This window comes from Pseudomonas sp. LAMO17WK12:I10, from assembly GCF_900215185.1.
GTDB lineage: Bacteria > Pseudomonadota > Gammaproteobacteria > Pseudomonadales > Pseudomonadaceae > Aquipseudomonas > Aquipseudomonas chlororaphis.
Map to the genome: position 1 here is coordinate 28,858 of NZ_OBDX01000010.1, position 25,448 is coordinate 54,305.

Genomic DNA, 25,448 nt, shown 5'->3' on the forward strand with positions numbered 1-25,448 from the left:
AGGGAGGCATCTTTTCATCAGGTTTTATTTTTAAAGATGCGCATGTACATCCTTGAGCGTCTCGAAGATCTCTTTCCCATCGGCGGCCAGTATATTCAGTTCGCCAAACACCGTTTCCCAGTTGCCCAGCGCTTCCAGCGTCTGATCGATGTAGTCGTCAGGCTTGAGAAACTTGTAGTCCGCACACAAACGCCTGATCGCCTTTCTGGAGGGGCGCCCCTGGCCGTCGAACGCGGTGGTGTGTTCTCCCATGCCGGTGGAGAAGGTAAGGTCGTACGCGGGCGCGAGAACCCATTGCCCCTCCAGGCCGTCCTGCCTCTCTTCGTACAGAAAGGCAAAGTTCTTCGCGTGATCGTCGTAGTTGTGGGCCAGGCCGTTGAACACCATGAGCCGGGCCATTTTCTCCACTTCCTTGGCGCTCTTGGTCAGTGCGAAAGTCAGCCTCAGCAAGTCCTTGTAGTCCAGGCATGGAATTCTGAAGTCCGCATGCAGAATCCCGGCAGCGGTCATCATGTGGACTTTCCGGTTGTGCTGTCGATCAAAGCGTCGAGTCGCAAAGAAGCGCTCGTTCCGTCCCTGTTCCGAGGGCACTGTGATCAGTTCGCAATGAGCCATGGCAACCCCGGCCGTGCGGGCCATTCGGGCATAGGCACATTCAATTGCGCCCATCGACCACGGCTCCTGAAGGGCTCTGAACTTCACGATCCAGTGCGCGTAGCCCTCAGGCAAGGGTTCAAAGGCCGAAACCACATGGGACAGATCCTCCGAAAACGCAACGGCTGCCTTGGGACGCGCGCCCCCCGGCGAGCCACCGGCAATCCGCAGAGCCTTCAGGACCTCAACCGTCTCCCCCACCTGGACCTGGATCGAAGCCTCATACAACGCTGAAAGACTGATGGGCTCCCGAGCCACTTTTTCCGACATGGGGTAGTACTCAAGGGCGCCCATCCCCCGGTTGCCGATGTAGGCAAGCCGGTCGAGCTGAGTCAGGCCATGGGTGACCCGCGCTCCATACTCCGCAGTAAAAAAACGCCCCATCAGCAGCAACCCCCAACCGTCGGGAAGGGAATCGGCAAAGGCCCCATGGATACCGAGAAACAGATGGGTATCGGGCTGCTGCGGCTTCTCGTCGAAGGTCAGTTGGGGGGATAGGTTGAAACCCTGGGTCAACCAGTCCTTGGCGTAGGTGAAGTAGGTACCTTGGCGGTTCCAGCTAAGCAGCCCCACCTGCCGGCCATGCATGAAGACCCCCAACGCCTCGATCGGCTTGTATTTCTTGATGCCTGGTTCAGTCATCGGGTTCCCCTTTGGCGTTTTGAGTTTTGCAACTCAAACAGCGTGTTCGGTGAAGGTGGCTTGAACAGTTTGAGCATCGGATCGAGTTCATCCAAAGCTGCCGCGATCAGCACCATCGATTCGAGGGAAATTGCCCCATGCAGCTCGAAGCGCTTGATCGTCGAAGCGGGTACCCCGGATTTCTCGGCCAGGGTTCTGCGCGACAGGTTTTTTGACAATCTGAGGGCCTGTGCGTTTTTTCCGATCTCGGCCGTGATCTCGGACGGTGTGTACATAAAACGGGTAAGCGACATAACGCTGCGTCTGCCTCCGGCTTGCTGATTATAAATCAATCATATGGATAACATAGACTCCATTATAATATAAAGCTAACAATAAGGGGCCATATATTACCCATAACAAAATATTGGCTACGAGGCATTGAGTAAAACGTACCCAAGGCATCATCCATCGCCAATCCCACCTACGCTTAGGTAGGATGACTGCTCTATTCCCCCCGAGGTTCTCCTCATGTTCATCGGCGTTCTGCTGGTTATCACCTGGCTGATCCTGCTGGTCCGTTACCCCGCCAAGGCCTTGCCGGTGTCCATGGCTGCCGCTGTCGGCCTGGGCCTGGTGGCGGTGTGGGTGGTCTGGCTGGACAACCGCGAAGCCCAGCAACTGGCGCGCCTGGAATTGCGCATCAGCTATGCCCCCGAGCATTGCCCGGCGGATCGCCCGCTGCTGCTGAAGATGAACAACGGCAACGATGTGCCGCTGACCGAACTGCGCTGGCGCGTCGCCGCCTACGCCCCGGGCGACACCGTGAACCTGGCCGACAACCAGTACAGCGCCCCGCGTTATCGCGGCCCCGGCGAGTTGCAGGCCGGCGCCAACTGGGAAGACTGCCTGCCCCTGCCGCCGCTGCGTCCCGGCTACCGCCCGCAAACCCTGGAGTTTCGCGCCGAACGCTTGCAGGGCAGTTTCTCCGACTGATTCCCCCCTTCCCTCTTTTTGTACAAGGACCGCGCCATGCCCGTTGCGCTGATCACCGGTTGTTCCAGCGGCATCGGCCGCGCCCTGGCGGATGCTTTCAAGGCCGCCGGTTTCACCGTCCTGCCCACCGCCCGCAGGGCCGAGGACGTAGCCATGCTGCAAGCCGCGGGTTTTGACGCGGTGCAACTGGACGTCAACGACGGCCCGGCGCTCACCGCCCTGGGCGAGCGCATCAACCAGCAATATGGCGGCCTCGACCTGCTGATCAACAACGCCGGTTATGGCGCCATGGGCCCGCTGCTCGATGGCGGTGTCGAGGCCATGCAACGACAGTTCGAAACCAATGTGTTCGCCCTGGTCGGCGTGACCCGGGCCATGTTCCCGGTGCTGCGCCGCAGCCGCGGGCTGGTAGTGAATATCGGCAGTGTGTCGGGCGTCCTGGTGACGCCTTTTGCCGGTGCCTACTGCGCCTCCAAGGCGGCGGTGCATGCCTTGAGCGATGCGCTGCGCATGGAGCTGGCGCCGTTCGGCATCCGGGTGATGGAGGTCCAGCCCGGGGCTATCGCTTCGAGCTTTGCCAAGAATGCCGGGCACGAAGCCGAACAGCTGTTGACCGAACGATCGCCCTGGTGGCCGTTGCGCGAAGGCATCCGCGCACGGGCCAGGGCCTCCCAGGACCACCCGACACCCACCGGCGAATTTGCCGCCAGGCTGCTCAGGGCCGCGCAGCAGGACAAACCACCGCGCCTGGTTCGGATCGGTAATGGCAGCCGGGCGTTGCCCTTGATGGCCAGTCTGTTGCCCAAGGGGTTGCTGGAGAAGGCGCTGATGAAGCGTTTTGGCCTGGGCGCAAAACTGTAACGGCCAATCACCGGCCGCGGAACGTCGCGCGGCCGTTCCCACGGGTTCCAGAAAACGTCTTTTAGTCGCCTAGGTTGTACCCTCCCCCAATCCCAGTAGAATGCGCGCACTCAAGGCTCCCAGGGCCTCGATCAGGCCGCATGGATCGCTGGCGAACCGCTGAAACTCCCCCTCTCCTTTCCATGCTCGCCGTCACTCAATCGTCGATCAGGGAATATCCATTGAAACCTCAACACTTGCTGCCGCTGGTACTGGCCACCGCGCTTATCGGCTGCACACCGTCGCCAGACGAGGAGCTGAACGCCACCCTGCCCCAGCTCAGCCTCAAGGAGCTGTTGCCGCCAGCCGTCGCCAACGAGTACTGCAACCCCAAGCTGGACAGCGATCTGCTGTATGGCATCGGCTACCAGCTGTACAACGACGATAAACCCGAGCAGGCGCGCAGCTGCCTGATCATGGCCGCGCCCACCCACGACCGGGCCCTGTGCTACCTAGCGAGCATCGCGGAACAGGACAGCAGCAAGGACAGCGCCGAGCGCGACCGCGAAGCCTTCGGCTACATGGCCTATTCCGCACTGAAGAATGACTCCTGTGCCGAGTTCGGCATGTTCCAGAACTTCACCTACGGCATGCGCGGGCAGACCCCGGACAGCGACCTGGGCCTGCGCTGGCTGGAGCGTTCCGCGCGCCATGGCGACGCGGACGCGCAACAGACCCTGGTGCGCCTGCACAGCAACAAGAACAATCTGCCTCTGGCCTACAGCTGGGCCAGGGTCCTGGATGACAGCGCACAGATCGACGCCTTGAAACAACGGATGAACCCGCAACAACTCAGCGAAGGCGAACAAGGTTTCGAGCAACTGGGCAAGCACGTCACCAGCAAGGACGCGGTGCGCAAGGAAGCCCGCGAGGAAAACATCGCGGTGTACTCGGCGAACATCCATATGGAATACCCCGAGACCTTCAAGGGCCTGTCGGTGGCCGAGCGTCATGCCCTCATGGAGCAGGCCGTGGCCACGGTGAGCGCCCGTCCCGAGTTCAGCACCCGTGGCCAGCTTTACGCCTATGTGATCATCGCGCGGCAGGCCCAGTTGAAGCAGGCCGGCGTCGATGTGCTGCAGAACCCGCAGATCGTGGAACTGCTCAGCGATAAAGAACTGGAAGTGGCGGATGCCGTGAAGAAAGCCGACGTGATCCTCGGCCAGGCCGCCCTGTAACAGCGGGAACACCGCCGGCCGCGCCTACAGGGGCCTTATACATGGCCGCTGTCTTGTAGGTGCCAGCTCCTACAAGGGGGCGGGGTCAGGGTCAGGTTGTTCACCCAGGCAACCCCAGTAGAATGCGCGACCTTGAGCCCTTGGGGCTGCTGAAAAAGGTGCTGATGAAGCGTTTCGGATTAAGCGCCAGGCTCTGCGCATTCAACGCCGGCCATCACGCGCATGACACCGTTGTATGCCGCGCCGATGCCCGTAGAATGCCCGCACTCCAATCGCAAGGAAGCGGCACCTCAAGCACGGAGCGGCTGCACCCCGCCCCTGCTCATGCCCTCTTGGCGTCCTCCCTTTTACGATTGAACCTCAGGGACTCTCCATTGAAATCTCGTAGCCTGCTGCCCTTGGCTATCTTCACTCTGCTGCTGGGCTGCAATGCCTCGTCACCGGACGAAAAACTCAATAATTCCCTGCCGGACTTGAGCCTCGAGCAGATCCTGCCCAAGGTCGAGGCCAACCAGTACTGCACGCCGGAGATGGACAGCGAATTGCTGCTCGGCCTCGGCATCCGGCTGATCAATGAGGACGAGGTGCTGTATGGCGCAGGCCGTACCTTGCTGGCGAGCAAGGAAATAAAAATGGCCCGCAGCTGCCTGATCATGGCCGCCCCCCGCTACACCACGAGCTTGTGCATCCTGGGCAGCATTGTCGGCGCCAGGCAAAACGACTATGACAAAAGCGAAGCCTTCAACTATATCGCCTACGCCGCCAAGCATAATGAATCCTGCGCGGAAGCAGGCCTGTACGACATCTACAGCGTTGGCAAGCTGGGCTATCCACCGAACAAGGAATTGGCCATGGGCTGGCTTGAGCGCGCCGCTCGGCACGGCGACCAGGAGTCGCAACAGGACATGGTGCGTTGGAACAGCGAACAGGACAATTTCCCGGTGGCCTATGCCTGGGCCAGGGTCCTGAATGAGGCAAAAACAATCGAGGCAGTGAAGCGCAAAATGAGCCCTCAGCAAATGGCCGAGGGCGAGCAGCACTACACCCAACTGCTCAGCCAACTCACCCCCGAAAAGGATATCAAGCAGGCGCTGCGCAAGGACATCATCGCCCTAAGCTCAGGGGATCTTTACTACAGCCACCCGGAGGTGTTCGAGGGCATGTCCCCTATGCAACGGCGTGCTTTCGTGGCCCAGCTGGTGGACATGCAGGACCTCTATCCGAAGTTTCACACGCGCGGCCAAGTGGTGGCCTACGCCTTGATTTCCCGCCTTGTGCAAAGTACCGGGCCGGCCGTGGACCTGTGGCAGGACCCGGCGCTACATGCCTTGCTGATCGACGATGATCTGAGCGTGGAAGACACCGTGGCCAAGGCCAAAACCATCCTGGCCAAGCGCAAGCAATAGCTTGAGAGGCTGGCGCTACTCCTCTTGAAGCCGCCGCCGAGGCGTCGCGTGCGCAAGGCCCAAGAGCCCTTTGCCGTGGCCAAACAGATGCTGCGGTTTCGGTTGTGCCCCCTCGCAATCCCAGTAGAATGCGCGCTCTTGAGCGCTTGCGCTCAACACAGCATGGAATCGCTGGCATCGACACTGAAAGCACGGAACTGCTCAAGCTCCCTCCTCTCCCGTCCTGTCCCTGCTTCATTCCATGCATCTCTTCATTCAATCGCAGATCAGGGAATATCCATTGAAACTGTTCAACGTGCTGCCAATGGCATTGGTTGTGTTGCTGGCCGGCTGTACTACCGCATCCGATAAAACCGCCGATAAAGAATCGTCCCTCAACGACACACTGCCCAAGTTGACCCTGCAAAACGTATTGCCAACTGTGGCCAGCAACGAACAGTGCAATGCACAAATGGACAGCGACATTCTGTTCGGCGTCGGCTTCCTGCTGTACGAAAACCAAGAGCTCGATGCTGCGAAAACCTGCATGGTGCTGGCCGCGCCGAAACACCCTCGCGCGTTCTGCTACCTGTCGATGATTGCCGGTCAAGATGAAAGCAAAACCGATGAACAGCGCAATACCGAATCTTTCAACTACATGGCTTACTCGGCGCTGCAGAACGACTGGTGCGCCGAATATGGCCTGTACCAGGCCTACAACTACGGCAATACCAGCGCCAAACAGGACACGGCCCTCGCCCTGCGCTGGCTGGAGCGCTCGGCCCGGCACGGCTACCCCGAAGCGCAAAAGGACCTGATCGAAAAGTACGAGGAACAAGGCAACCTGAGCGCCGCCTATGCCTGGACCCGAATCATGGCCAAGGCCGATGACACCAGCGCAGCCGATGCCTTGAAAGCCAGGATGAGCGCCGCACAGATCGCCGACGGTGACCAGCGCTACACCCAACTCACCGGCCAGGTCACCAGCAAACAAGCCCTGTACGCCGAAGCGCGGGAAGAAGACGTCGGCCGTTACTCTGCCGAGATCTATCAGGACTACCCGGACACCTTCAAGGGCCTGTCGTCCGCCGAGCGTTACAACTACGTCAAGCAAAGCATGTTCAAGGCCATCGACCTGCCGTTCGTCAAAGGTCGTGGCCATGTCCTGAGCTACATCGTGGTGAATCGCCAGGCTCAACTGAAAAAGCCCGGCGTGGACATCGCGCAGGACAAGAAAATCGTCGCGGTGATGAAGGACGATGAACTGTCCGTCGCCGAAACCATCGAGCAGGCACTGTCGATCGTCAACAAGACCTACCGCTAACCAGGCCTGTGGCGAGGAGCTTGCCTGCTCGCCACAACCCGGCCTTGGCCACAAATACCCCTGTGAGGCGGGCTACTCCCCATCCTCCTTCACCACCACCGTGCAGGTAATCCCCGCCGCCAGCAGCACGCCTTCCGGCACTTCGTCGATATGGATGCGCACCGGCACGCGCTGGGCCAGGCGCACCCAGTTGAAGGTCGGGTTGACGTCGGCGATCAGCTCGCGGCTTTCCGGGTTGTCGCGGTCGTAGATGCCGCGGGAAATACTCTCCACATGGCCCTTGAGCACCTCGCCGCTCATCAGCTGCATCTCGGCCTTATCGCCGACGCGCACATGGGGCAGCTTGGTTTCCTCGAAGAAGCCGTAGACCCAGAACGAGTTCATGTCGACCACTGCCATCTTCGGCTCGCCGATGCGCGCGTAGTCGCCGCGGTGCACGTTGAGGTTGGTCACGTAGCCGTCCACCGCGGCGCGCACCTGGGTGCGCTTGAGGTTGAGTTCGGCGGCCTCCAGTTGCGCCTGGGCCTGCTGGTAGTCGGCCAGGGCCGAGTCGGCGATGTTGCTGGCGTCGTCGCGGTTCTCCTTGGAGATCACCAGGTTGTCCAGGTCGGCGCGGCGGTGGGCGTTGACCTTGCGCATCTCCCAAGTGGCCTTTCTCGAAGCCACCAGCGACTGCGCCTGCTTGACCGCGATCTGGTAGTGCTCGGGGTCGATCTGCATCAGCAGGTCGCCCTTTTTCACCAGTTGGTTGTCGCGCACCGGCACGTCCACCACTTCGCCGGTGACGTCGGCGGCGACGTTGATGATGTCGGCGCGCACCCGGCCGTCGCGGGTCCACGGCGTGTTCATGTAATGCACCCACAGGGTGCGGCCGATCCACAGGGCCAGGGCCAGCACCAGCAGGGTCGCGAGCAGGCTGAAAAACTTTTTCATCAAAGGACTCTCAACGGTAGACAGTCAGCGCCATGGCGCCGAACAGACAGCAGAACAGGCTCAGGCGCAGCAGCGCCGGGTGCCAGAAAAAACGGTACAGGTCATAACCCGAGATGAAGCGGTCCAGGGCCCAGGCCAGGGCCGCGGCAATGAAGAACATCAGGGTCATGGTCGGCATGTACACGCCGTGGAAGGCGATTTCACGAGGCATGTTCAAGTCCTTGGGGCGGGGCCTGTACGGCTGGCGGCGCGGCATAGGCGGCCAGCGGCGATTGCGGGTCGAGCAATGAGCTGCGGATGAAGTGCAGGTAGCTCTTCACCCGGCGCAAGACCGAAGTATCGAAGTGCGGGGCGAAGGGTTCGTCGCTGGCCTGGACCCGGCCGATCGCGTGATCGACCGCGACCAGCGCGCGCGCAAGGTTGCTCTGGCCCGGTTGCAGGAACAGCCGCACCAGCGAACGGCCCATGACCCGGATCGCCTGGCGCCACGGCTGGGATTCGGCGTAGGCCGGGTGCACCGGGAGGATCGCCTGTTCCTTGCGCAGCTCGATGATGGCGTGGCCCACCTCCAGCACCACGAACATCCAGCGCAGCAGCTCGCGCTGCACCTGTGGCTGCCCCGCCGCCAGGCCATAGGCCTGGTGCAGCAGGTCGCGGGTGCGGCTTTCGAAGCTCGACGCCAGGCCCTTGAGCTTGCCGCTGATGGCGTACACCACCTGGCCACGCAGGTCCTGCTCCAGGCGGCGCCACAACCAGCGGCTGTTGGGCGGCAGGATGATCGCCCCGGCGGCGGCGCAGACCAGCATGCCCATGACCATGGCGATGTAGTCGTTGATGAAGGCGTAGGGGTTGTAGACGGTCAGGTTATCCGGCACCGAACCGGTGCTGAAGAAGATCAGCAGCCCCAGGCCGACCCCGGCGTACTGCGGGCGTGAAGCGAGGAACGAACCGAGCACGATCACCGGCGCCAGCATCACGCACAGCAGTGGAAAACCGTCGATCCAGGGGAACACGAAAAACATCTCGACGAAGCCGACCACGGCCCCGATCAAGGTGCCGCAGGCCATCTGGAAGGCCATGCGTTTCGGGTTCGGCGTGGCGGCCGAGAGGCCGACGGTGGCCGCCGCGATCAGGGTCATGGTGGCGCCGCTGGGCCAGGCGGTGGCGACCCAGTAGCTGCCGAGCACGATCAGAATGAACGAAGCGCGGATGCCCGAGGCGGCCGAGGCCAGCCAGTTGGTCTGCGGGGTGAAAGGTTCGTCCCAGCGCTCGCGTTCATGGCTGTGCTCGGCCAGGGACGCGTGGGTCTGGGCATAGCTGTGCAGCTCGTCGACGAAGCGATAGAGCAGCTCATAGGCGGTGTGGAAATCCAGTTGCTCGGCATCGCTCGGCTCGTGCTCCTGGAACAGCGCGCGCATGCTGCGCACCCGCGTCGGCAGCTCGGCCTTGTAGCTCGCCAGTTGCTCGGCCAGGCGCGCGGCATCGGGGCTGGTCAGGGCGCGGCCGGAGAAACCGTCCAGCAGTTCGGCGAGGTCCTGCAACCCCGGTTTGGTCGCCGCCAGCACATACTCGGCGGCACTGTTGCGCAAGCGTTCGAGCAACTGGTGCAGGGCGTTGAAACGGGTGGTGATGCCCATGAACTCACTGTTCAAACGGCTCAGGCGACCATTGCGCCGACGCATGTGCGGGTCTTCGAACACCGTGACGCTGCGCAGGCCTTCCAGGCCCACCGCCTCGGCGATGAAACGCACGTTGCCGCTCTCGAACGCGTCGCGCTGGCTGCGGCCGCGCAAACCGTCGGTGACGAACAGGGCGAACACCCCGAAGCGCTGGTACAGGGCGTTGCGCATCGCCGCGCTGGCGGTCTGCGGCAGGATCGCGGCGCTGACCAGGGTCGAGCAGAGAATCCCCAGGGAGATTTCCAGTACCCGCCATACCGCCGCCATAAAGGCCCCGTCCGGATGGGCCAGGGCCGGCAAACCGACCATCGCCGCGGTGTAGCCGGCCAGCACGAAGCCGTAGGCGCGGAAGTTGCGATAACGCGCGGCGCCGGCCGAGCAGATGCCGACCCAGATCGCCAGCGAACCGAGGAACAGTTCGGTGTTCTGGGCGAACAGGGCGATCAACGCCACCATCACCGCCGACCCGGCCAGGGTGCCGAGAAACCGATAGAAGCTCTTGGCGAACACCTGGCCGCTCTGCGGCTGCATGACGATAAACACGGTGATCATCGCCGTGCGCGGTTGCGGCAGCTCCAGGCGCATGGCCAGCCACAGGGTGAGGAACGCGGCGGCCAGGACCTTGAAGATATAGACCCAGGTCACGCCGTCGCTGCGTGCCCAGTCGAAGAAACCCCGGCGCCATTCAAGGGAGTACAGCCAGCGCAAGGGAGCAGGCAAGGGAGTCATGGGGTCTTACTCGGTGATCAGCACTTGGTGGTCGGCTTTTAATGGTCAGCTTTTAATGGTCAAAGATGGCCAGCGCCGCCGGGGTCTTGCTCGGTTGGGTCCGGCTGTCCTCGGGCACATCGCGCCCCGCCTCCAGGCCGCCGCCCAGGGCCGTCACCAGCTCGGCATGGGCGCTCAGGCGCGCGGCCTGGACCTGCTGCTGGATCTGCTGCTGGCGGAACAGCATGCCCTGGGCATTGAGCACATTGAGGTAGTCGGTGAGGCCGCGCTGGAAGGCGACCATGGCGATGTCGTAGGTCTTCTGCGCCGACGCCACCGACTCGGCGGCGAACTCGGCCTGCTTGTCCATGGACTCGCGGCGGATCAACTGGTCGGAGATGTTCTTCAGGGCGTTGACCAGGGTCTGGTTGTAGTGGGCCACGGCGATGTCATAACCGGCCGCGGCCTCGCCCAGCTCGGCGCGCAGGCGGCCGCCGTCGAAGATCGGCAGACTGATGGCCGGGCCGACGTTGTAGTTGAGCTTCTTGCCGGTGAGGAACTCCAGCGCTCCACCACCGGTGGCCATGTAGCCGAGGCTGCCCACCAGGTCGACGTTGGGGTAGAAGCCGGCGTGGGCGACATCGATGCCGCGGGCCTGGGCCGCCACCTGCCAGCGGCTGGCGACCACGTCCGGGCGCTGGCCGAGCAGTTCGGCGGGCAGCGCCGACGGCAGTTTCAGCGGCGCGGCCAGGGACAGGCTCGGCCGTTGCAACTGCGCGCCCGCCCCCGGTCCCTTGCCGGCCAGGGCGGCGATCTGGTTGCGGCCCAGGGCGATTTCTTCGTCCAGGGCGTCCAGCTGGCGATGGGTTTCCGGCAGCGGGGTCTGCGCCTGGCTGACTTCGAAGTGGGTGCCGATGCCGCCGGCCAGGCGCTTTTGCGCCAGTTCGAGAATCTGTTCCTGCTGCTTCAGGGTGGCGAGGACGATGTCGCGCTGGGCGTATTGCAGCGACAGCTGGATATAGGCGCGCACGACATTGTTCTGCAGTTCCAGCTGGGCCAGGCGCGCCTCGGCGGCGCTCATGTGCGCCAGGTCCACGGCACGCTCGCTGGCATTGCTTTCCCGGCCCCAGAGGTCGAGGGCGTAGCTGAAGCCGAGCGCGGCGTTGTTGTCCCAGGTGGTGCTGTTGGCCAGTTCGCCCGGGCCGTAGAACTGATCGGTGGGCCAGTTATGGCGCTTGAGGGTGGCGTCGCCCTTGATCTGCAGCGACTCGGCCGACTCGGCGATGCCGGCCATGGCACGCGCCTGGCGCACCCGGGCGGCGGCCATGGCCATGCTCGGGCTGCCCTGCACGGCCAGGCTCACCCAGTGGTTCAGCTGCGCATCGCCATAGGCCTGCCACCATTGGGCGGCGGGCCAGCGGGCGTCACGCGCGGCGCTCTGGATCGCCTCGTCGGTGGCCAGTGTATTGGCCGGTAGTGCCTTGCCCTGCGGGGCAATGCCCCCGGTTCCGATGCAGCCGCTGATTGCTAACGATAAAGCCCAAACACTGAGAGTCTTCAGCTCTCTGCTGATGCGACGCGGCACTGCTGCGAATTCCTGAAATAGGGAGGGAGGCGATTCTGTGCGGGAGCCGGTCGCTCGCGAGGCGGCGTCGCTGAAACACCGCGTTGCGGGATCGCCAGCGCGGCGGCCCCTACAGATCGGCGCAATTCTAGGCGGCGGGCTTTACGGCGATAAGCTGGGATTCCTGTGAATCTTTATTACCGTTCGCGCGATAATCCCTTGGTGCAATAGCCAACAATCTGTTACTTCGTGTCACAATTTGCCATCTCCCCAGAGAGCACCCCATGGACACTTTGCAAAACATGCGTGCCTTCAGCTGTGTCGCCGAAGCCGGCAGCTTCACCGCCGCCGCCGTCCAGCTCGACACCACCACGGCGAATGTCTCGCGCGCGGTCTCCAATCTGGAGGCCCATCTGCAAACCCGCTTGCTCAACCGCACCACTCGCCGCATCGCGCTCACGGAGGCCGGCAAGCGCTACCTGCTGCGCTGCGAGCAGATCCTGGCCTACGTCGAAGAAGCCGAGGCCGAGGCCAGCGATGCCCACGCGCGGCCGTCCGGGCAGTTGAAAGTGCACACCATGACCGGCATCGGCCAGCACTATGTGATCGACGCCATCGCCCGGTACCGCAAGTCGCACCCGGACGTGACCTTCGACCTGACCCTGGCCAACCGCGTGCCGGACCTGCTGGACGAGGGTTACGACGTGTCCATCGTGCTGGCCAGCGAACTGCCGGACTCGGGTTTCGTTTCCCAGCGCCTGGGCATCACCTACAGCATCGTCTGTGCGTCGCCGGCGTACGTGAAAGCCAATGGCTGCCCGAGCAGCCCCAGCGACCTGTCGAACCATGCCTGTCTGCGCCTGGTGAGCCCGGTGATCGCCCTGGACAAGTGGCTGTTCGACGGCCCCGAGGGCCAGGAAGGGGTCACCCTCAACGGCTCGCCGTTCCTGGTGAACTCCGCCGACGCGCTGAAAACCGCGATCACCAGCGGCATGGGCCTGGGCGTGCTGCCGGTGTACGCGGCCATCGAAGGCCTGCGCAACGGCACCCTGGTGCGGGTCATGCCCAAGTACCGCTCCCAGGAGCTGAACCTGTACGCCATCTACCCGTCGCGCCAGTACCTGGACGCCAAGATCAAGACCTGGGTCGAGTACCTGCGCAACACCCTGCCGGAGATTCTCGCCGCCCATCAGGCGGAGCTGACGGCCTATGAACTGAGCGGCGGCCTCAGCGGCGTGCGCCTGGTCCCATGAGCCAAGCCCTTCAGGGCTTTGTCATGCTTCTCCCATCCCTGTAGCCGCTGCCGCAGGCTGCGATAAGGCCGAAGGCCTTCGGCGATCTCAAGAGCACGTCTCCTGCGGAGCCGATCGCAGCCTGCGGCAGCGGCTACATTCGCAGAACCTTCTCGCCCCCACGGCCTGCCGCAGCCGCTACAAAAAGCCCGTGGGGAATGTTAGCTTGCTTGGCATTCTCCTCTGCCTGACGAGCTTTCCCGCGATGAAAAAGACCGTACTTGCCTTCAGCCGCATCACCCCGGACATGATCGAGCGCCTGCGCCAGGACTTCGAGGTGATAGTGCCCAACCCCAAGCTGGGCGATATCGGCGCGCAATTCAACGAAGCCCTGCCCCACGCCCACGGCCTGATCGGCGTCGGTCGCAAGCTGGGCCGTGCGCAGCTGGAGAACGCCAGCCGGCTGGAAGTGGTCTCCAGCGTCTCGGTGGGCTACGACAACTATGACCTGGCCTACTTCAACGAACGCGGGATCATGCTCACCAACACCCCGGACGTGCTCACCGAAAGCACCGCCGACCTGGCCTTCGCCCTGCTGATGAGCAGCGCCCGGCGCGTCGCCGAACTGGACGCCTGGACCAAGGCCGGGCAATGGCAGGCCAGCGTCGGCGCGCCGCTGTTCGGTTGCGATGTGCATGGCAAGACCCTGGGCATCGTCGGCATGGGCAACATCGGCGCGGCCATCGCCCGACGCGGGCGCCTGGGCTTCAACATGCCGGTGATCTACAGCGGCAACAGCCGCAAGGCCGCGCTGGAACAGGAGCTGGGCGCGCAGTTCCGTAGCCTCGAGCAGTTGCTGGCCGAAGCGGATTTCGTCTGCCTGGTGGTGCCGTTGAGCGAAAAGACCCGGCACCTGATCAGCCACCGCGAACTGGCACTGATGAAGCCAAGCGCGATCCTGGTGAACATCTCCCGCGGCCCGGTGGTGGATGAGCCGGCGCTGATCGAAGCCCTGCAGAACGGCACGATTCGCGGCGCCGGCCTGGACGTCTACGAGAAGGAACCGCTGGCCGAGTCGCCGCTGTTCCAGCTGAAAAACGCCGTGACCCTGCCGCATATCGGCTCGGCCACCCATGAAACCCGCGACGCCATGGCCAACCGCGCCCTGGCCAACCTGCGCAGTGCCCTGCTCGGCGAGCGCCCGCAAGACCTGGTCAACCCGCAGGTGTGGAAAGGCTGATACCACTGCCTATCACCACCTGTGGCCGCCTGCCCCCCTGTAGCCGCTGCCGAGCCTGCGAGGCTGCGAAAAGGTCCGCAGGACCGTCAGCGCTAGACCTGCAGAATCAGGTCGCCTGGTTTTGCGACGGCTGCGCCGCCGTTCGCAGCCTCGCAGGCTCGGCAGCGGCTACAGATTCAGATTCAAATCCGGATGCAGATGCAGGCACAAGTCTGGGCTTGCGGAACACCAGCACGTTGCCCAGCATCACCAGGACCAGCCCGGCCAGCGCCGGGGCGGTCCACTGGTAACCTTCGGCGAAGGCCGAGACATTCAGCGCCACCACCGGGAACAGCACCGTGCAGTAGGCCGCCCGCTCCGGGCCCATGCGGCCGACCAGGGTCAGGTAGGCGGTGAAGCCGATCACCGACCCCGGGATCACCAGATACAGCAAGGAGCCGATGTAGCGCGTGTTCCACTCCATATCGAAAGGGATGCCCTTGACCAGGCAATAGCCCGCCAGCATCGCCGCGCCATAGGCCATGCCCCAGGCGTTGGTGGTCAGCGGCCTGAGGCCGGCTTTCTGTTGCAGGCTGGACAGCATGTTGCCCGCCGAGAAACACAGGGTGCCCAACAGCGCCAGCCCCAGGCCGAGCAGGGTTTGCGGGCTGGCGCTATGGCCGGCCAGCTCCGGCCAGAACAGCAGGCCCAGCCCCAGCAGCCCCAACGCCCCGCCCAGCAGCACGTTGCGGGCGATCTTCTGGGCAAAGAACACCCGGGCATTCAGGGCGTTCCACAGGGTCGCCGTGGAAAACACCACCGCCACCAGGCCGCTGGGAATCCACTGGCTGGCGTGCAGGAAACACATGAAGTTGATACAGAACAGGCACAGCCCCTGGGCCAGGCAGATCAGGTGCCCGCGGCGGTTCATCACCTGCAGCTTGCGGCTGAGCAGCAACATGGCGAACAGCACCAGGGCCGCCAGGGCGAAGCGATAGACGATGGACACCGGAATCGCCACCACCCCCAGCTGCCACTTGAGGGCGATCCAGGTGGTGCCCCAGATCAGGACGGTGAGCAGATAAAGCGAAAGGTTCATGGCGCGGGACTCCTGTGCAGGGCAACCCAGTCTCAGGCCATCGCGTGCCCGGACGCTTGCATAAACTTGCGCTTTTGTCGGTTGCCGGGCTGGCAGCGCACCGCCCACGGAGTAGGATGCAAAACATCGTGTAGCCGCTGCCGACAGGCTGCGATCGGCTCCGCAGGAGACGTGCTCTTGAGATCGCTGAAGGCCTTCGGCCTTATCGCAGCCTATCGGCAGCGGCTACAGAATGCCGTTCAATTTCAGACCTGACCGCCATGCCCGCACTGGAAACCCTGCAAGTCTTTCAAGCCCTGAACCGCTCGCCCAATGCTCGCCTGGAGCACAGCGCCGAGCTCGGTGACGGCCTGGCCGCGGCCTTGTGGAGCAACCATCACGACGCCCAGGACTACGAAGCGCCGAGCCACCACACCCTGTCGTGCTACATCGCCGGCGGCACCGGGACCTTTCGCCGCGGCCAGCCGGGGACCAAGGGCGGCCCGGACAAACTGTGCATCCTGCCCGCCGAGCACCAGTCAGCCTGGGTGATCAACGGCGGGATCCGCCTGGCCCACCTGTATTTCAGCCCGGAACAATTCGCCCTGGGCTGCGTGACCCTGCTGGACCGCGAACCCCGCGAGCTGCAATTGCAGGAAACCACCTTCCTCGACGACCCGCAGCAGGCCAGGCGCTTTCGGCAACTGATCCGGATGAACTGGGACGAACCCGGCGAGCGCCTGCTGACCAGCAGCCTGGCCCACGAGATGCTCAGCCACGCCCTGCTGACCCAGGTCGGCCAGCGCCAGGGCCTGCGCCTCAAGGGCGGGCTGGCGGCGCATCAGCGCCGGCAACTGGTGGAGTACATCGACAGCCAGCTGGCCGAGCCGATCAGCCTGGGGCAACTGGCCGCGCGCTGCGCCTTGTCGGAATACCACTTCGCGCGGATGTTCCGCGCAAGCTTCGGCCTGCCGCCCCATCAATACCTGCTGGCGCGACGCCTGAAGCATGCCCGCGACCTGTTGCGCGGCACCCGCCTGCCCCTGGGCGAGATTGCCCTGGCCTGCGGCTTCGCCAGCGCCAGCCACTTCACCAACCGCTTTCGCCAGGCCCTGGGCGGAACGCCCGGGGAATATCGCCAGGCGTTTCTGGGCTGAGCGCAACCGTCAGTTACACCGCGTCGCCTTTATCGCGAGCAAGCTTCTCCTACAGAAAATGAACGCTGCTTCTGTAGGAGCGAAGCTTGCTCGCGATGGCGATGTGTCAGGCAAACCCGGCCCCAGCCTTATTGCAGCAGCACCTGCGTCACCCGGTCTTCCAGGGCCTTGATCTGCGCCCCATCGGCGCGGTAGTTGTTCGACAGCATCACCAGCACCAACCGGCGGCCATCGGCCGCGCGCAAGTAACCGGACAGCGACGACACGCCCTGCATCGAGCCGGTCTTGGCGTGCAGGTTATCCACAGCCCCGGTGCCTTGCAGGCGATAACGCAGGGTGCCGCCGGTCATGCGCTGGGCATCGCCAGCCACCGGCAGCGCCGCGTACCAGGTGGCGAACCAGGGCTGCTTGCGCGCCACCAGCAGCAGGTCGCTGAGGCTCTGGCTGGAAATCTGGTTACGCCGCGACAGCCCGGAACCGTCCACCTGCACCAGCCCCTGCGGGCTCAGGCCCTGACGTCGCAGGAAAGCCTCGATGGCCGCCACCCCGGCAGCGGCGGTGCCGGCATTGGCGGTCTTGCGGCCCATGGCCTTGAGCAGCACTTCGGACATGTTGTTGTTCGACAGCTTGAGCAAGGGTGTGATCAGGCCCGCCAGCGGCATCGACGAGTGGCTGGCCAGCACCCGGGCGGCGGGCGCCGTGGGCTGGCCGAGGCGCACCTGGCCCTGCACCGTCACGCCCTGCTCGGCCAGGGCCTGCTGGAACACGTCCGCCACCAGCCGGGTCGGCTCCCACACGCTGACCCAGTTGCGCCGCGACTGCCCCGGCGGCAAGGCGCCGCTGACCAGCAGCAGATTGCTGCCATGCTCACGGCCGACCTGCAGGCTGTCCGTCGCCCCGACCCGACCCTGATTGCGCAGGCTCATCAGCCGGTTTTCCGGGCTGACGCGCACCGCCAGCGGCGCTCCCGGCACCGTCGGTGCGGTTACCGCAACCAGTACGCTGCCGGCGTCGAAGTCGTCGTTGGGGGAGATATTGAGGGCGGAAATCTGCGCCGCGTAATACAGGCTTTCATCGTCGCTGGCCCAGTCGACGCCGAGCCGCTGGTCATCGAAAGCGGTGTCGTCGAGCACCAGGTCACCCGTGACCTGACGAATGCCGGTACGCGCCACCGCCGCCGCCAGCTCACGGTAGTCCGCGACCTGCATGCTCGGATCGCCGGAGCCGCGCAGGTAGAGATTGCCCTGCAGCCGCTCGCCCTGTTGCGCACCGTCGCCCAGCACCTCGGTGGCGAAACGGTAGTCGGGGCCGAGGATGTCCAGCGCGGCGGCGGTGGTCAGCAGCTTGAGGCTCGAAGCCGGGATCAGGCGGCTGTCGGGGTTGTGCTGATACAAGGCCGCACCGCTCTTGGCATCGCGCACCGTCAGCGATACCGTGGCGCCCTGGAGCGCCGGGTCGGCCAGGACCTGATCCAGGTTGGCGGCGTACCGGGCGCCGGGATGGCTGGCGCAAGCCGCCAGCGACAAGGCCAGGAACAATCCCAGCCCGCGAGTGTAAAAACGATGTACTGAACCCATGAGAAAGGTATTTCCTTGATGACCTCGAACCCACCGCCGACAGCCTTGCGGCTGTGGCGGGCGCCCAGATAACGATTGGCGAGGGGCGCGTGTCAACGAACAATCGAAGCCGACACCTCAGGCCGGACGTTGCGCAGCGCTCATTGCGCCAACGCGGCCAGCGGACTGACCAGCAACCCCAGCCCGGCCGCCAGCAGCGCCAGGCGTGGTTGATACGGCAGCAACAGCACCAGCGACAAGGCGCTGAGCATCAAGGCCGCGCACCACTGCACCAGGCCGAAAGCCCAACCGGCCGCCGCGATCGCCGCCCACAGCGAACCCGCCAGCAGCAACCAGCCGCCGAGGCGCAGGCCACTGCGGCGCCGGGCCGTGGGTTTGTAGCCCAGGAGTTCGGCGTGGTGACGGTCCATCGACAGGCACAACCCGGCAAAGCCTGGGTAACACAACAGCAGCGCCAGGAGCATTCAGTTCACCTCGGTTTCAAGGGCGGCCCGTCGCGAGCGGGCGGCAACGGCAGGCTGGGCGACAGGACGCGACATCTTCCAGGCCGCCCAGGCCAGGAACAGCCCCGCCGCCAGACAGGTCAGGTCGAACCCGGCCCGGACCCAGTCGCCGTGCACCAGGAAACCATCCAGCACATCGGGCACCGTCAGCGCGTCCAGCAGCGGCACACTGGCCAGCAGCAACGCCGCCGTGCCCAACTGCTCGACCCAGGCCTTGCGCCCGCGACGCAGCGCGGCGTGCAGCAGGCTCAGGCCCCAGACGATAAAGAAGCTGTTCACTTCCCAGTCCGCCCGCTCGGCAAAGCTCACCGGCAATAGGCGGTTGGCCCAGAAGAAGGTGGCGACGGCCAGCACCAGGCCGGACATGCTGGCGATGTTCAGCACTTCCACCAGCCGCAACTCGAAGGGCGTCACGCCGCTCTTGGCATGCTTGAGCTGGCGCTTGCCGAGCCAGATCACCAGCCCGGTGCCGATCATCGCGGTGGCGGCCAGGCCGCAGACAAAGTACAGCCAGCGCAGCAGCGGCCCGGCGAAGAGGCCCATGTGCAGCCCGTAGAAACCGCCTCGGATAGCGACGATCGGCGACTGCGGCGGGGCAACCTGCAGCAGCTTGCCACTGACGCCGTCGAACGAAACCGCACTGCCAAAATCGCGAACCACCTGGTCGCCACCGTGGCGCATGACATTCACCGAGGCATTGGCATCCCCTGGATTGTTCACCGTGATACGCCCCACGCGGCCACCCGGCCACTGCTCGCGGGCCTGCTGCAACAGCGGTTCGAGCTGCACCAGCGGCGCCGGCCGGCCCGCGGCCGGTGCGTTGCTGGTGGCGGGAAACGCCTCATTGAACAGTGCCCGGCTGTCTTCGCCGTAGGTGGCCAGGATGCTCGCCGGCATGACCATCGACATGAAGATCACCAGGCTGCTGTAGGTGATCATCAGGTGGAACGGCAGCACCAGCACACCCACCGCGTTGTGCCCGTCGAGCCAGGAGCGCTGGCCCTTGCGAGGGCGGAAGGTAAAGAAGTCCTTGAAGATTTTCTTGTGGATGATGATGCCGCTGATCAAGGCGACGAACATCAGCATGGCCGCCGCGGTGGACAGCCAGCGGCCCCAGGGATAGGGCATCTGCAACTGGAAATGGAAGCGGTAGAAGAATTCGCCGCCGCGGGTATCGCGGGCCTGCAGCTCGGCGCCGGTGGCCGGGTCCAGCAGCTTCTGGGTGAAGGCGCCGCGCTCGCCGGGCTTGCCCGGAAATTGCCACATCACCGACAACACCGGCTCGCGGGCATCGGGCAAGTTGATGAACCAGCGCGAGGCGCCTTGGGCGTGCTGCTGCAAGTAGCTCTGGGCGAGGATCACGCTGGTCTCATTGCTGACCGAGCGCGACGGCACTTCGGGCTGCATCCAATGGCTGATTTCATCCTTGAAGTAGGCCAGGGTGCCGGTCAGGAAAATCGCCAGCAGCAGCCAGCCGAATACCAGTCCGACCCAAGTGTGCAACCAGGCCATGGACTGGCGAAATCCCTCCTTCATGAGAGATTCATCCAATACGCCAACGCAGAAATCGCCGCCAACACCAGCGCCGGCAGCAGCAACCCGGACCAGGCCTGCCAGGCCGTGCGGCAGGCAAAGCACCAGAGCACCGCCACCAGGTAGAACAGGAAGGACGCCATCATGCCGCCGAATACCGCATCGGCGCGGGACACAGGGAGCAGCAGGGTCAGGCAAGTGCTGGACAGCGCCGCCAGCAGGTAACCGCCGAACACCGCGGCCAGCACCCGCGAAATCACAGCCAGACGATAGGAAAAAGGGATCGCAGCAACTTTGCTTTTCATGTTTCGACCTTGAAACCAAGACAGCCCGGCATTGGCAAATACCTCACGCGAGCTCAAGTCGGCGCAATATTAATGATAAATATTCTCATGTGCAAAAAACACCAATCTACCGAGGGCTCTTCCGTCGGTCCGGGTTGATTGCCCAATGCCATGTCAGGCCACTACAATGCGAACAATTCTTGTTCTCTTAAGCATTTTCATGCTGCCGGAGCGTTCGGCTTGGCTCACTCCTCTACCGTCGAAGTCCTCTATCACGCCCATCACAGCTGGCTGAACGGCTGGTTGCGGCGTCGGCTCGGCTGCCCCGACAGCGCCGCCGACCTGGCCCAGGACACTTTCATGCGGGTGCTCAGCGCCCGGGAAACGCCGTCGATCGTCGAGCCACGGGCGTTCCTCACCACCATCGCCAAACGGGTGCTGTGCAACCACTACCGGCGCCAGGACCTGGAACGGGCCTACCTCGACACGCTGGCGCAGATGCCGGAACTGCTGGCGCCGTCCGAGGAGGACAAGGCGATCATCCTGCAGACCTTGATGGAGCTGGACCAGTTGCTCGACGGTTTGCCGCGCCTGGTGAAACGCGCGTTCCTGCTGGCCCAGGTCGATGGCCTGAAACACGGCGAGATCGCCCGCGAACTGGGGATTTCCATCGCCACGGTCAAGCGCCACCTGCACAAGGCAGCCCTGCGCTGCTACTTCGCCCTGTGATCGCTGCACTCCCCCGCCCGCCGGACATCGGCGCCCAGGTCGCCGAACAGGCCGTGCACTGGCTGCTCGAAATGCAGGCGGGGCCGCTCAGCCCGCGCCAGCAACTGGCCTGGCAGCAGTGGCACGACGCCCACAGCGAACATCAACGGGCCTGGGAACATATCCAGCGGGTCAACCAGCGGCTGCGCGGCCTGTCTTCGCCCCTGGCCCATGCCGCGCTCAATGCGCCGAAGTCCTCCAGCCGGCGCCAGGCGCTGAAACTGCTGCTGATCCTCGGCGCCGGTTCCGCCGCGGCCTGGGGCTTGCGCGAACACAATCCGCTGACCCCGCTGATGGCCGACTACCGTAGCCCGGTGGGCCAGCGGCGCACGCTGCAACTGAGCGATGGCAGCCAGCTGCAGCTCAATACCGACAGCGCGGTGGACGTGAGTTTCGATGGCCAGCAACGGCTGATCCGGCTGTTGGCCGGGGAGATCCTGCTGACCGTCGCGGCCGATAGCCGGCCGCTGTTGATACAGAGCACCCACGGCCTGCTGCGCCCGCAAGGCGCACGCTTGAACCTGCGCCAGTTCAGCCAGCGCACCCAGCTGGCGGTGTTCGAGGGCAACGTCAGCCTCAGCCCGTCGGATTACTCGGCAGCGCCATTGCAGGTAAGCAAGGGGCAACAATTGAGCTTCACCCGCAGCGCCTGGGACACCCCGCGACCGCTGGACGCCAGCAGCGGCGCCTGGAGCGAAGGCATGCTGGTGGCCGCCCATATGCGCCTGGCGGACTTCCTCGACGAATTGGGCCGCTACCGTCGCGGCCAGCTCAACTGCGATCCACGGGTCGCCGACCTGCTGATCTCCGGCAGTTACCCACTGGACGACAGCGAACGGATCCTCGACCTGCTGGAAATCAGCCTGCCGGTGAAGGTCCGGCGCTTCACCCGTTATTGGATCACGGTCGAGGCCCGCGCCTGAAACCTATCGCCTCTGTAGCCGCTGCCGCAGGCTGCGATAAGGTCCGAAGGGCCTTCGAGGACCTCAAGAGCACGTCCCCTTCGGGGCCGATCGCAGCCTGCGGCAGCGGCTACAAATCAGCGCCGATTCCAGGTTTTTTCCGACGCGCAGATTTTTTTCATTTTGTGTGAGCCGTTTTCCAGCACTCGCGTGACAGAGAAGGAAAGCCCCCTTGACTGCAACCTTCTCAGGATCGATGTCCATGCCCCAGCGCCCCACTCGCCTTACGCCCCTTGCCCGTACCCTGCGCCAGTTGCTGCTGGGCGCCAGCCTGAGCTTTTCCGCCCTGCCGCTGGCCATCGCCGCCGACGGCCCGACGCGCGATTACCACATCGCGGCGGCGTCGCTGGAAAACGCCCTGAACCAGTTCGGCCGTGAAGCCGGGGTGCTGATTTCCTTCGGCTCCCAGGTCACCCGCGGCATGCAGAGCCAGGGCCTGGAAGGCCGCTACACCACCGAAGAAGGTCTGAATGCCTTGCTCAAGGGCACCGGCCTGCAAGCCCGCGCCGAAGGCAACAATGCCTTCAGCCTGCAACCGGTGAGCGCCGAGGGCGCACCGGCGGCCCTGGAACTGGGCGCCTCCAGCGTGGTCGGCGACTGGCTGGGCGACGCGGCGCAGAGCAACGTCTTCGAACACCCGGGTGCGCGGGACGTGATCCGCCGCGAAGAATTCGAACGCCAGGGCGCGACCCAGGCCCGCGATGTGCTCAACCGCATCCCCGGGGTCAACGCCCCGGAAAACAACGGCACCGGCAGCCACGACATGGCGCTGAACTTCGGCATTCGCGGGCTCAACCCGCGCCTGGCCTCGCGCTCCACGGTTCTGATGGACGGCATTCCGGTGCCCTTCGCGCCCTATGGCCAGCCGCAGCTGTCCTTCGCCCCGGTCAGCATGGGCAACATGGACGCGGTGGATGTGGTGCGTGGCGGTGGCGCGGTGCGTTACGGGCCGCAGAACGTCGGCGGCATCGTCAACTTCGTGACCCGCGCCATCCCCGATGCGCCTACGGTCAAGGGCGGCTTCCAGACCGAGACCAGCCCGTCCTCCAGCCACGACGGTTTCAAGACCACCGGCAACCTGCTGGCCGGCGGCACCGCCGACAACGGCCTGGGCGGCGCCCTGCTGTACTCCGGCACCCGTGGCGGTGACTGGCGCGAACACAGCGACACGCAAATCGACGACCTGATCCTCAAGGGCCATTACCAGCTCGACGACGCCAACAGCTTCAACGCCATGGCCCAGTACTACGAGGGCGAGGCCGACATGCCCGGCGGCCTGAACGTCGCCGACTACAAGGCCGATCCCTATCAGTCGACCCGCCCGTACGACAAATTCTGGGGCCGCCGCACGCTGATCAACTTCGGTTATCGCTACCAGGAAGATCGTCGCGAATTCACCGTCAACAGCTTCTTCACCAAGACCCTGCGCAGCGGCTACCTGGACCAGGGCAGCTTCCTGTCGCTGTCGCCACGCGAATACTGGGTGCGCGGCATCGAAACCCGCTTCGCCCAGGGCTTCGACCTGGGGCCGACCAGCCATGAGCTGGGCATCGGCTACCGCTACGTCAACGAGGCCGGCCACGAGTTGCGCTACCGCACGCCGATCAGCACCAACCAGCAATTACCGAGCACCAGCAGCCGCAACGACCGCGATACCCGCGGCGGCACCGAGGTCAATGCATTCTTCGTCGACGACCGCATCGACATCGGCAAGTGGACCCTCACCCCGGGCATCCGCTACGAGATGATCGAGTCCCAGCAGACCAACAACCTGACCAACGTCAAATATAAGGGCGACTACAACACCGCGCTGCCGGCGCTGAACGTGATGTACCACCTGACCGACAGCTGGAACCTCTACGCCAACACCGAAGGTTCGTTCGGCAGCGTGCAGTACAGCCAGATGCCCAACCGCGTGAGCAGCGGCGAAGTGAAACCAGAGAAGGCCCGCACCTGGGAACTGGGCACCCGCTATGACGACGGCGCCCTGCGGGCGGAGATCGGCGCGTTCCTGATCAACTTCGACAACCAGTACGACAGCAACCAGACCAACGACTCGGTGATCGCCCGTGGCGAAACCCGCCACCAGGGCATCGAGACCAGCGTCAATTACGCGCTGGACGGCCTGAGCCCGGCGCTGGCCGGTTTCGATCTGTACGCCACCTACGCCTATGTCGACGCCACCATTCGGGAAGACGGGCCGAACAAGGGCAACCGTGTGCCGTTCTCGTCCAAGCACAAGGGCACCCTCGGCATCGGCTACACCGAAGGCCCGTGGAAGCTGAACTTCGACAGCAGCTACCAGAGCAGCCAGTTCGCCGACAATGCCAACACCTCCGCCGAAAGCGCCGACGGCAGCACCGGGCGGATTCCCGGCTACATGCTGTTCAGCAGCCGCGCCGCCTACGACTTCGGCCCGCAACTGTCGGACCTGAGCGTGGCGGTCGGGGTGAAGAACATCTTCAACCACCAGTACTTCACCCGCTCGTTCGACGACAACAACAAAGGCAAGTACGTGGGCGAACCGCGGACCCTGTACGTACAGACCTCCGTGGCGTTCTGATCCACGGCCACCACCTGGCAGTAGGAGCGAAGCTTGCTCGCGATAGCGTCCGGCCTGACACACCGCGCCGCCTTCATCGCCGGCAAGCCTGGCTCCTACAGAACACCAAATCATTCCGCTCTGCCGGCACGCACTTGCTGGCGATGGCATCGAGGCTGACAAAACAGCTCGACATGTTTATCAAGGCGTTCAAGCCAAAAGATCAGTAATCAATTACAACGGCGCCAAAAATCAGCTGCTGATGACTTGCGCCCTGTCATTCAGAAATAACCATATAACAAATCAAACCTATAAAAATCCGATGTTGGTTGCACACAGCAATGACGATGAATTGAAGGCAGTAGTCAGTCACGTGATGCCATCCTTTTCAGGAGTATCGATCTCACGGACAACCTCAATTGGAGCTTGCTATGCAAAACGACTTTACGTCCCCAACCTCTGTTGTCTTTTCTAACCGAGGTGCAGATATTGAGTTCAAACCCAGGAAGAAAAATATCCTGATGAGAATCATATCTAAAACCTCCATTTGCAGTCAGTCTCTCGCAGCCGGCGGCTGCGAAGGGTGGAAGTGGTAAACATGATCGTTTGACAGTGGAGAACCTCTTTGCTTGCAAAGAGGTTCTGATAATT

General features: G+C 63.9%; 22 protein-coding genes. 11 read left to right on the forward strand and 11 right to left on the reverse strand.

Annotation, left to right across the window (positions count from 1 at the left end; genetic code table 11):
- Positions 1-30 precede the first annotated feature (30 nt).
- Both CRO75_RS13195 and CRO75_RS13200 read right to left on the reverse strand, forming a co-directional pair.
- The gene (locus CRO75_RS13195; protein ID WP_097135856.1) at positions 31-1,296 is read right to left on the reverse strand and encodes a type II toxin-antitoxin system HipA family toxin; all 1,266 of its coding nucleotides are present in this window, start codon (positions 1,294-1,296) and stop codon (positions 31-33) included.
- Complete coding sequence (locus CRO75_RS13200) at positions 1,293-1,589, reverse strand: helix-turn-helix transcriptional regulator (RefSeq protein WP_097135857.1); 297 nt, start codon at positions 1,587-1,589, stop codon at positions 1,293-1,295. The genes CRO75_RS13195 and CRO75_RS13200 overlap by 4 nt, the downstream gene beginning before the upstream one ends.
- Positions 1,590-1,806: 217 nt before the next feature.
- Between CRO75_RS13200 and CRO75_RS13205 the strand changes: the two genes are divergently transcribed.
- The 5 genes from CRO75_RS13205 to CRO75_RS13225 all read left to right on the forward strand — a co-directional run bounded on the left by CRO75_RS13205 (position 1,807) and on the right by CRO75_RS13225 (position 7,058).
- The gene (locus CRO75_RS13205) at positions 1,807-2,271 is read left to right on the forward strand and encodes a hypothetical protein (RefSeq protein ID WP_009042259.1); all 465 of its coding nucleotides are present in this window, start codon (positions 1,807-1,809) and stop codon (positions 2,269-2,271) included.
- Positions 2,272-2,307: 36 nt separating this feature from the next.
- The gene (locus tag CRO75_RS13210) at positions 2,308-3,132 is read left to right on the forward strand and encodes an SDR family oxidoreductase (RefSeq protein ID WP_097135859.1); all 825 of its coding nucleotides are present in this window, start codon (positions 2,308-2,310) and stop codon (positions 3,130-3,132) included.
- Positions 3,133-3,353: 221 nt separating this feature from the next.
- A complete protein-coding gene (locus CRO75_RS13215; protein ID WP_239990581.1) occupies positions 3,354-4,349 on the forward strand; it encodes a hypothetical protein in 996 nt (331 codons plus the stop codon).
- A gap of 374 nt (positions 4,350-4,723) precedes the next feature.
- Positions 4,724-5,755, forward strand: a complete 1,032-nt coding sequence (locus tag CRO75_RS13220) for a hypothetical protein (RefSeq protein ID WP_097135864.1) — start codon at positions 4,724-4,726, stop codon at positions 5,753-5,755.
- Positions 5,756-6,035: 280 nt separating this feature from the next.
- Positions 6,036-7,058 carry a sel1 repeat family protein gene (locus tag CRO75_RS13225; protein ID WP_239990583.1) on the forward strand — a complete coding sequence of 341 codons (1,023 nt, stop codon included), beginning with the start codon at positions 6,036-6,038 and terminating at the stop codon, positions 7,056-7,058.
- Positions 7,059-7,130: 72 nt separating this feature from the next.
- On the opposite strand, the gene CRO75_RS13230 is transcribed toward CRO75_RS13225, so the two are convergent.
- The 4 genes from CRO75_RS13230 to CRO75_RS13245 are packed head-to-tail and all read right to left on the reverse strand — an operon-like array spanning position 7,131 to position 11,963.
- Positions 7,131-7,991 (reverse strand): HlyD family secretion protein, encoded by an 861-nt coding sequence (locus CRO75_RS13230; protein ID WP_053259699.1) that lies wholly within the window; start codon positions 7,989-7,991, stop codon positions 7,131-7,133.
- 10 nt (positions 7,992-8,001) lie between these two features.
- On the reverse strand, positions 8,002-8,202 hold the full coding sequence (locus CRO75_RS13235) for a DUF1656 domain-containing protein (RefSeq protein ID WP_007930063.1): 201 nt from the start codon (positions 8,200-8,202) through the stop codon (positions 8,002-8,004).
- The gene (locus CRO75_RS13240; RefSeq protein ID WP_097135868.1) at positions 8,192-10,399 is read right to left on the reverse strand and encodes an FUSC family protein; all 2,208 of its coding nucleotides are present in this window, start codon (positions 10,397-10,399) and stop codon (positions 8,192-8,194) included. The genes CRO75_RS13235 and CRO75_RS13240 overlap by 11 nt, the downstream gene beginning before the upstream one ends.
- 52 nt (positions 10,400-10,451) lie before the next feature.
- Complete coding sequence (locus tag CRO75_RS13245) at positions 10,452-11,963, reverse strand: efflux transporter outer membrane subunit (RefSeq protein WP_097135870.1); 1,512 nt, start codon at positions 11,961-11,963, stop codon at positions 10,452-10,454.
- 263 nt (positions 11,964-12,226) lie between these two features.
- Between CRO75_RS13245 and CRO75_RS13250 the strand changes: the two genes are divergently transcribed.
- Complete coding sequence (locus CRO75_RS13250) at positions 12,227-13,195, forward strand: LysR family transcriptional regulator (protein ID WP_097135872.1); 969 nt, start codon at positions 12,227-12,229, stop codon at positions 13,193-13,195.
- Positions 13,196-13,439: 244 nt separating this feature from the next.
- Positions 13,440-14,414, forward strand: a complete 975-nt coding sequence (locus CRO75_RS13255) for a D-glycerate dehydrogenase (RefSeq protein ID WP_097135874.1) — start codon at positions 13,440-13,442, stop codon at positions 14,412-14,414.
- Between the two features lie 106 nt (positions 14,415-14,520).
- Here CRO75_RS13255 and CRO75_RS13260 read toward each other — a convergent pair whose 3' ends face one another.
- Complete coding sequence (locus CRO75_RS13260; RefSeq protein WP_097135875.1) at positions 14,521-15,492, reverse strand: DMT family transporter; 972 nt, start codon at positions 15,490-15,492, stop codon at positions 14,521-14,523.
- A 260-nt stretch (positions 15,493-15,752) separates the two neighbouring features.
- Between CRO75_RS13260 and CRO75_RS13265 the strand changes: the two genes are divergently transcribed.
- Complete coding sequence (locus tag CRO75_RS13265) at positions 15,753-16,628, forward strand: AraC family transcriptional regulator (RefSeq protein WP_009042248.1); 876 nt, start codon at positions 15,753-15,755, stop codon at positions 16,626-16,628.
- 128 nt (positions 16,629-16,756) lie between these two features.
- Here the strand turns inward: CRO75_RS13265 and dacB are convergent, their stop codons facing one another.
- The 4 genes from dacB to CRO75_RS13285 all read right to left on the reverse strand — a co-directional run bounded on the left by dacB (position 16,757) and on the right by CRO75_RS13285 (position 20,546).
- Positions 16,757-18,205, reverse strand: a complete 1,449-nt coding sequence (gene dacB / locus CRO75_RS13270; protein ID WP_097135877.1) for a D-alanyl-D-alanine carboxypeptidase/D-alanyl-D-alanine-endopeptidase — start codon at positions 18,203-18,205, stop codon at positions 16,757-16,759.
- A gap of 140 nt (positions 18,206-18,345) precedes the next feature.
- Positions 18,346-18,669, reverse strand: coding sequence for a DUF3325 domain-containing protein (locus tag CRO75_RS13275; RefSeq protein WP_007929380.1), 324 nt, complete (start codon positions 18,667-18,669; stop codon positions 18,346-18,348).
- Positions 18,670-20,244: a PepSY domain-containing protein gene (locus CRO75_RS13280; protein ID WP_097135879.1), complete on the reverse strand. Its 1,575-nt coding sequence runs from the start codon at positions 20,242-20,244 to the stop codon at positions 18,670-18,672.
- The gene (locus CRO75_RS13285) at positions 20,241-20,546 is read right to left on the reverse strand and encodes a DUF3649 domain-containing protein (RefSeq protein WP_097135881.1); all 306 of its coding nucleotides are present in this window, start codon (positions 20,544-20,546) and stop codon (positions 20,241-20,243) included. Before CRO75_RS13285 ends, CRO75_RS13280 begins: the two co-directional genes overlap by 4 nt.
- A 219-nt stretch (positions 20,547-20,765) precedes the next feature.
- On the opposite strand from CRO75_RS13285, the gene CRO75_RS13290 reads away from it, so the two are divergent.
- The 3 genes from CRO75_RS13290 to fecA all read left to right on the forward strand — a co-directional run bounded on the left by CRO75_RS13290 (position 20,766) and on the right by fecA (position 24,818).
- The gene (locus tag CRO75_RS13290) at positions 20,766-21,254 is read left to right on the forward strand and encodes a sigma-70 family RNA polymerase sigma factor (RefSeq protein WP_097135882.1); all 489 of its coding nucleotides are present in this window, start codon (positions 20,766-20,768) and stop codon (positions 21,252-21,254) included.
- Positions 21,251-22,216 carry a FecR domain-containing protein gene (locus tag CRO75_RS13295; RefSeq protein ID WP_097135884.1) on the forward strand — a complete coding sequence of 322 codons (966 nt, stop codon included), beginning with the start codon at positions 21,251-21,253 and terminating at the stop codon, positions 22,214-22,216. The genes CRO75_RS13290 and CRO75_RS13295 overlap by 4 nt, the downstream gene beginning before the upstream one ends.
- Positions 22,217-22,457: 241 nt before the next feature.
- A complete protein-coding gene (gene fecA / locus CRO75_RS13300; RefSeq protein WP_097135886.1) occupies positions 22,458-24,818 on the forward strand; it encodes a TonB-dependent Fe(3+) dicitrate receptor FecA in 2,361 nt (786 codons plus the stop codon).
- Positions 24,819-25,448 lie beyond the last annotated feature (630 nt).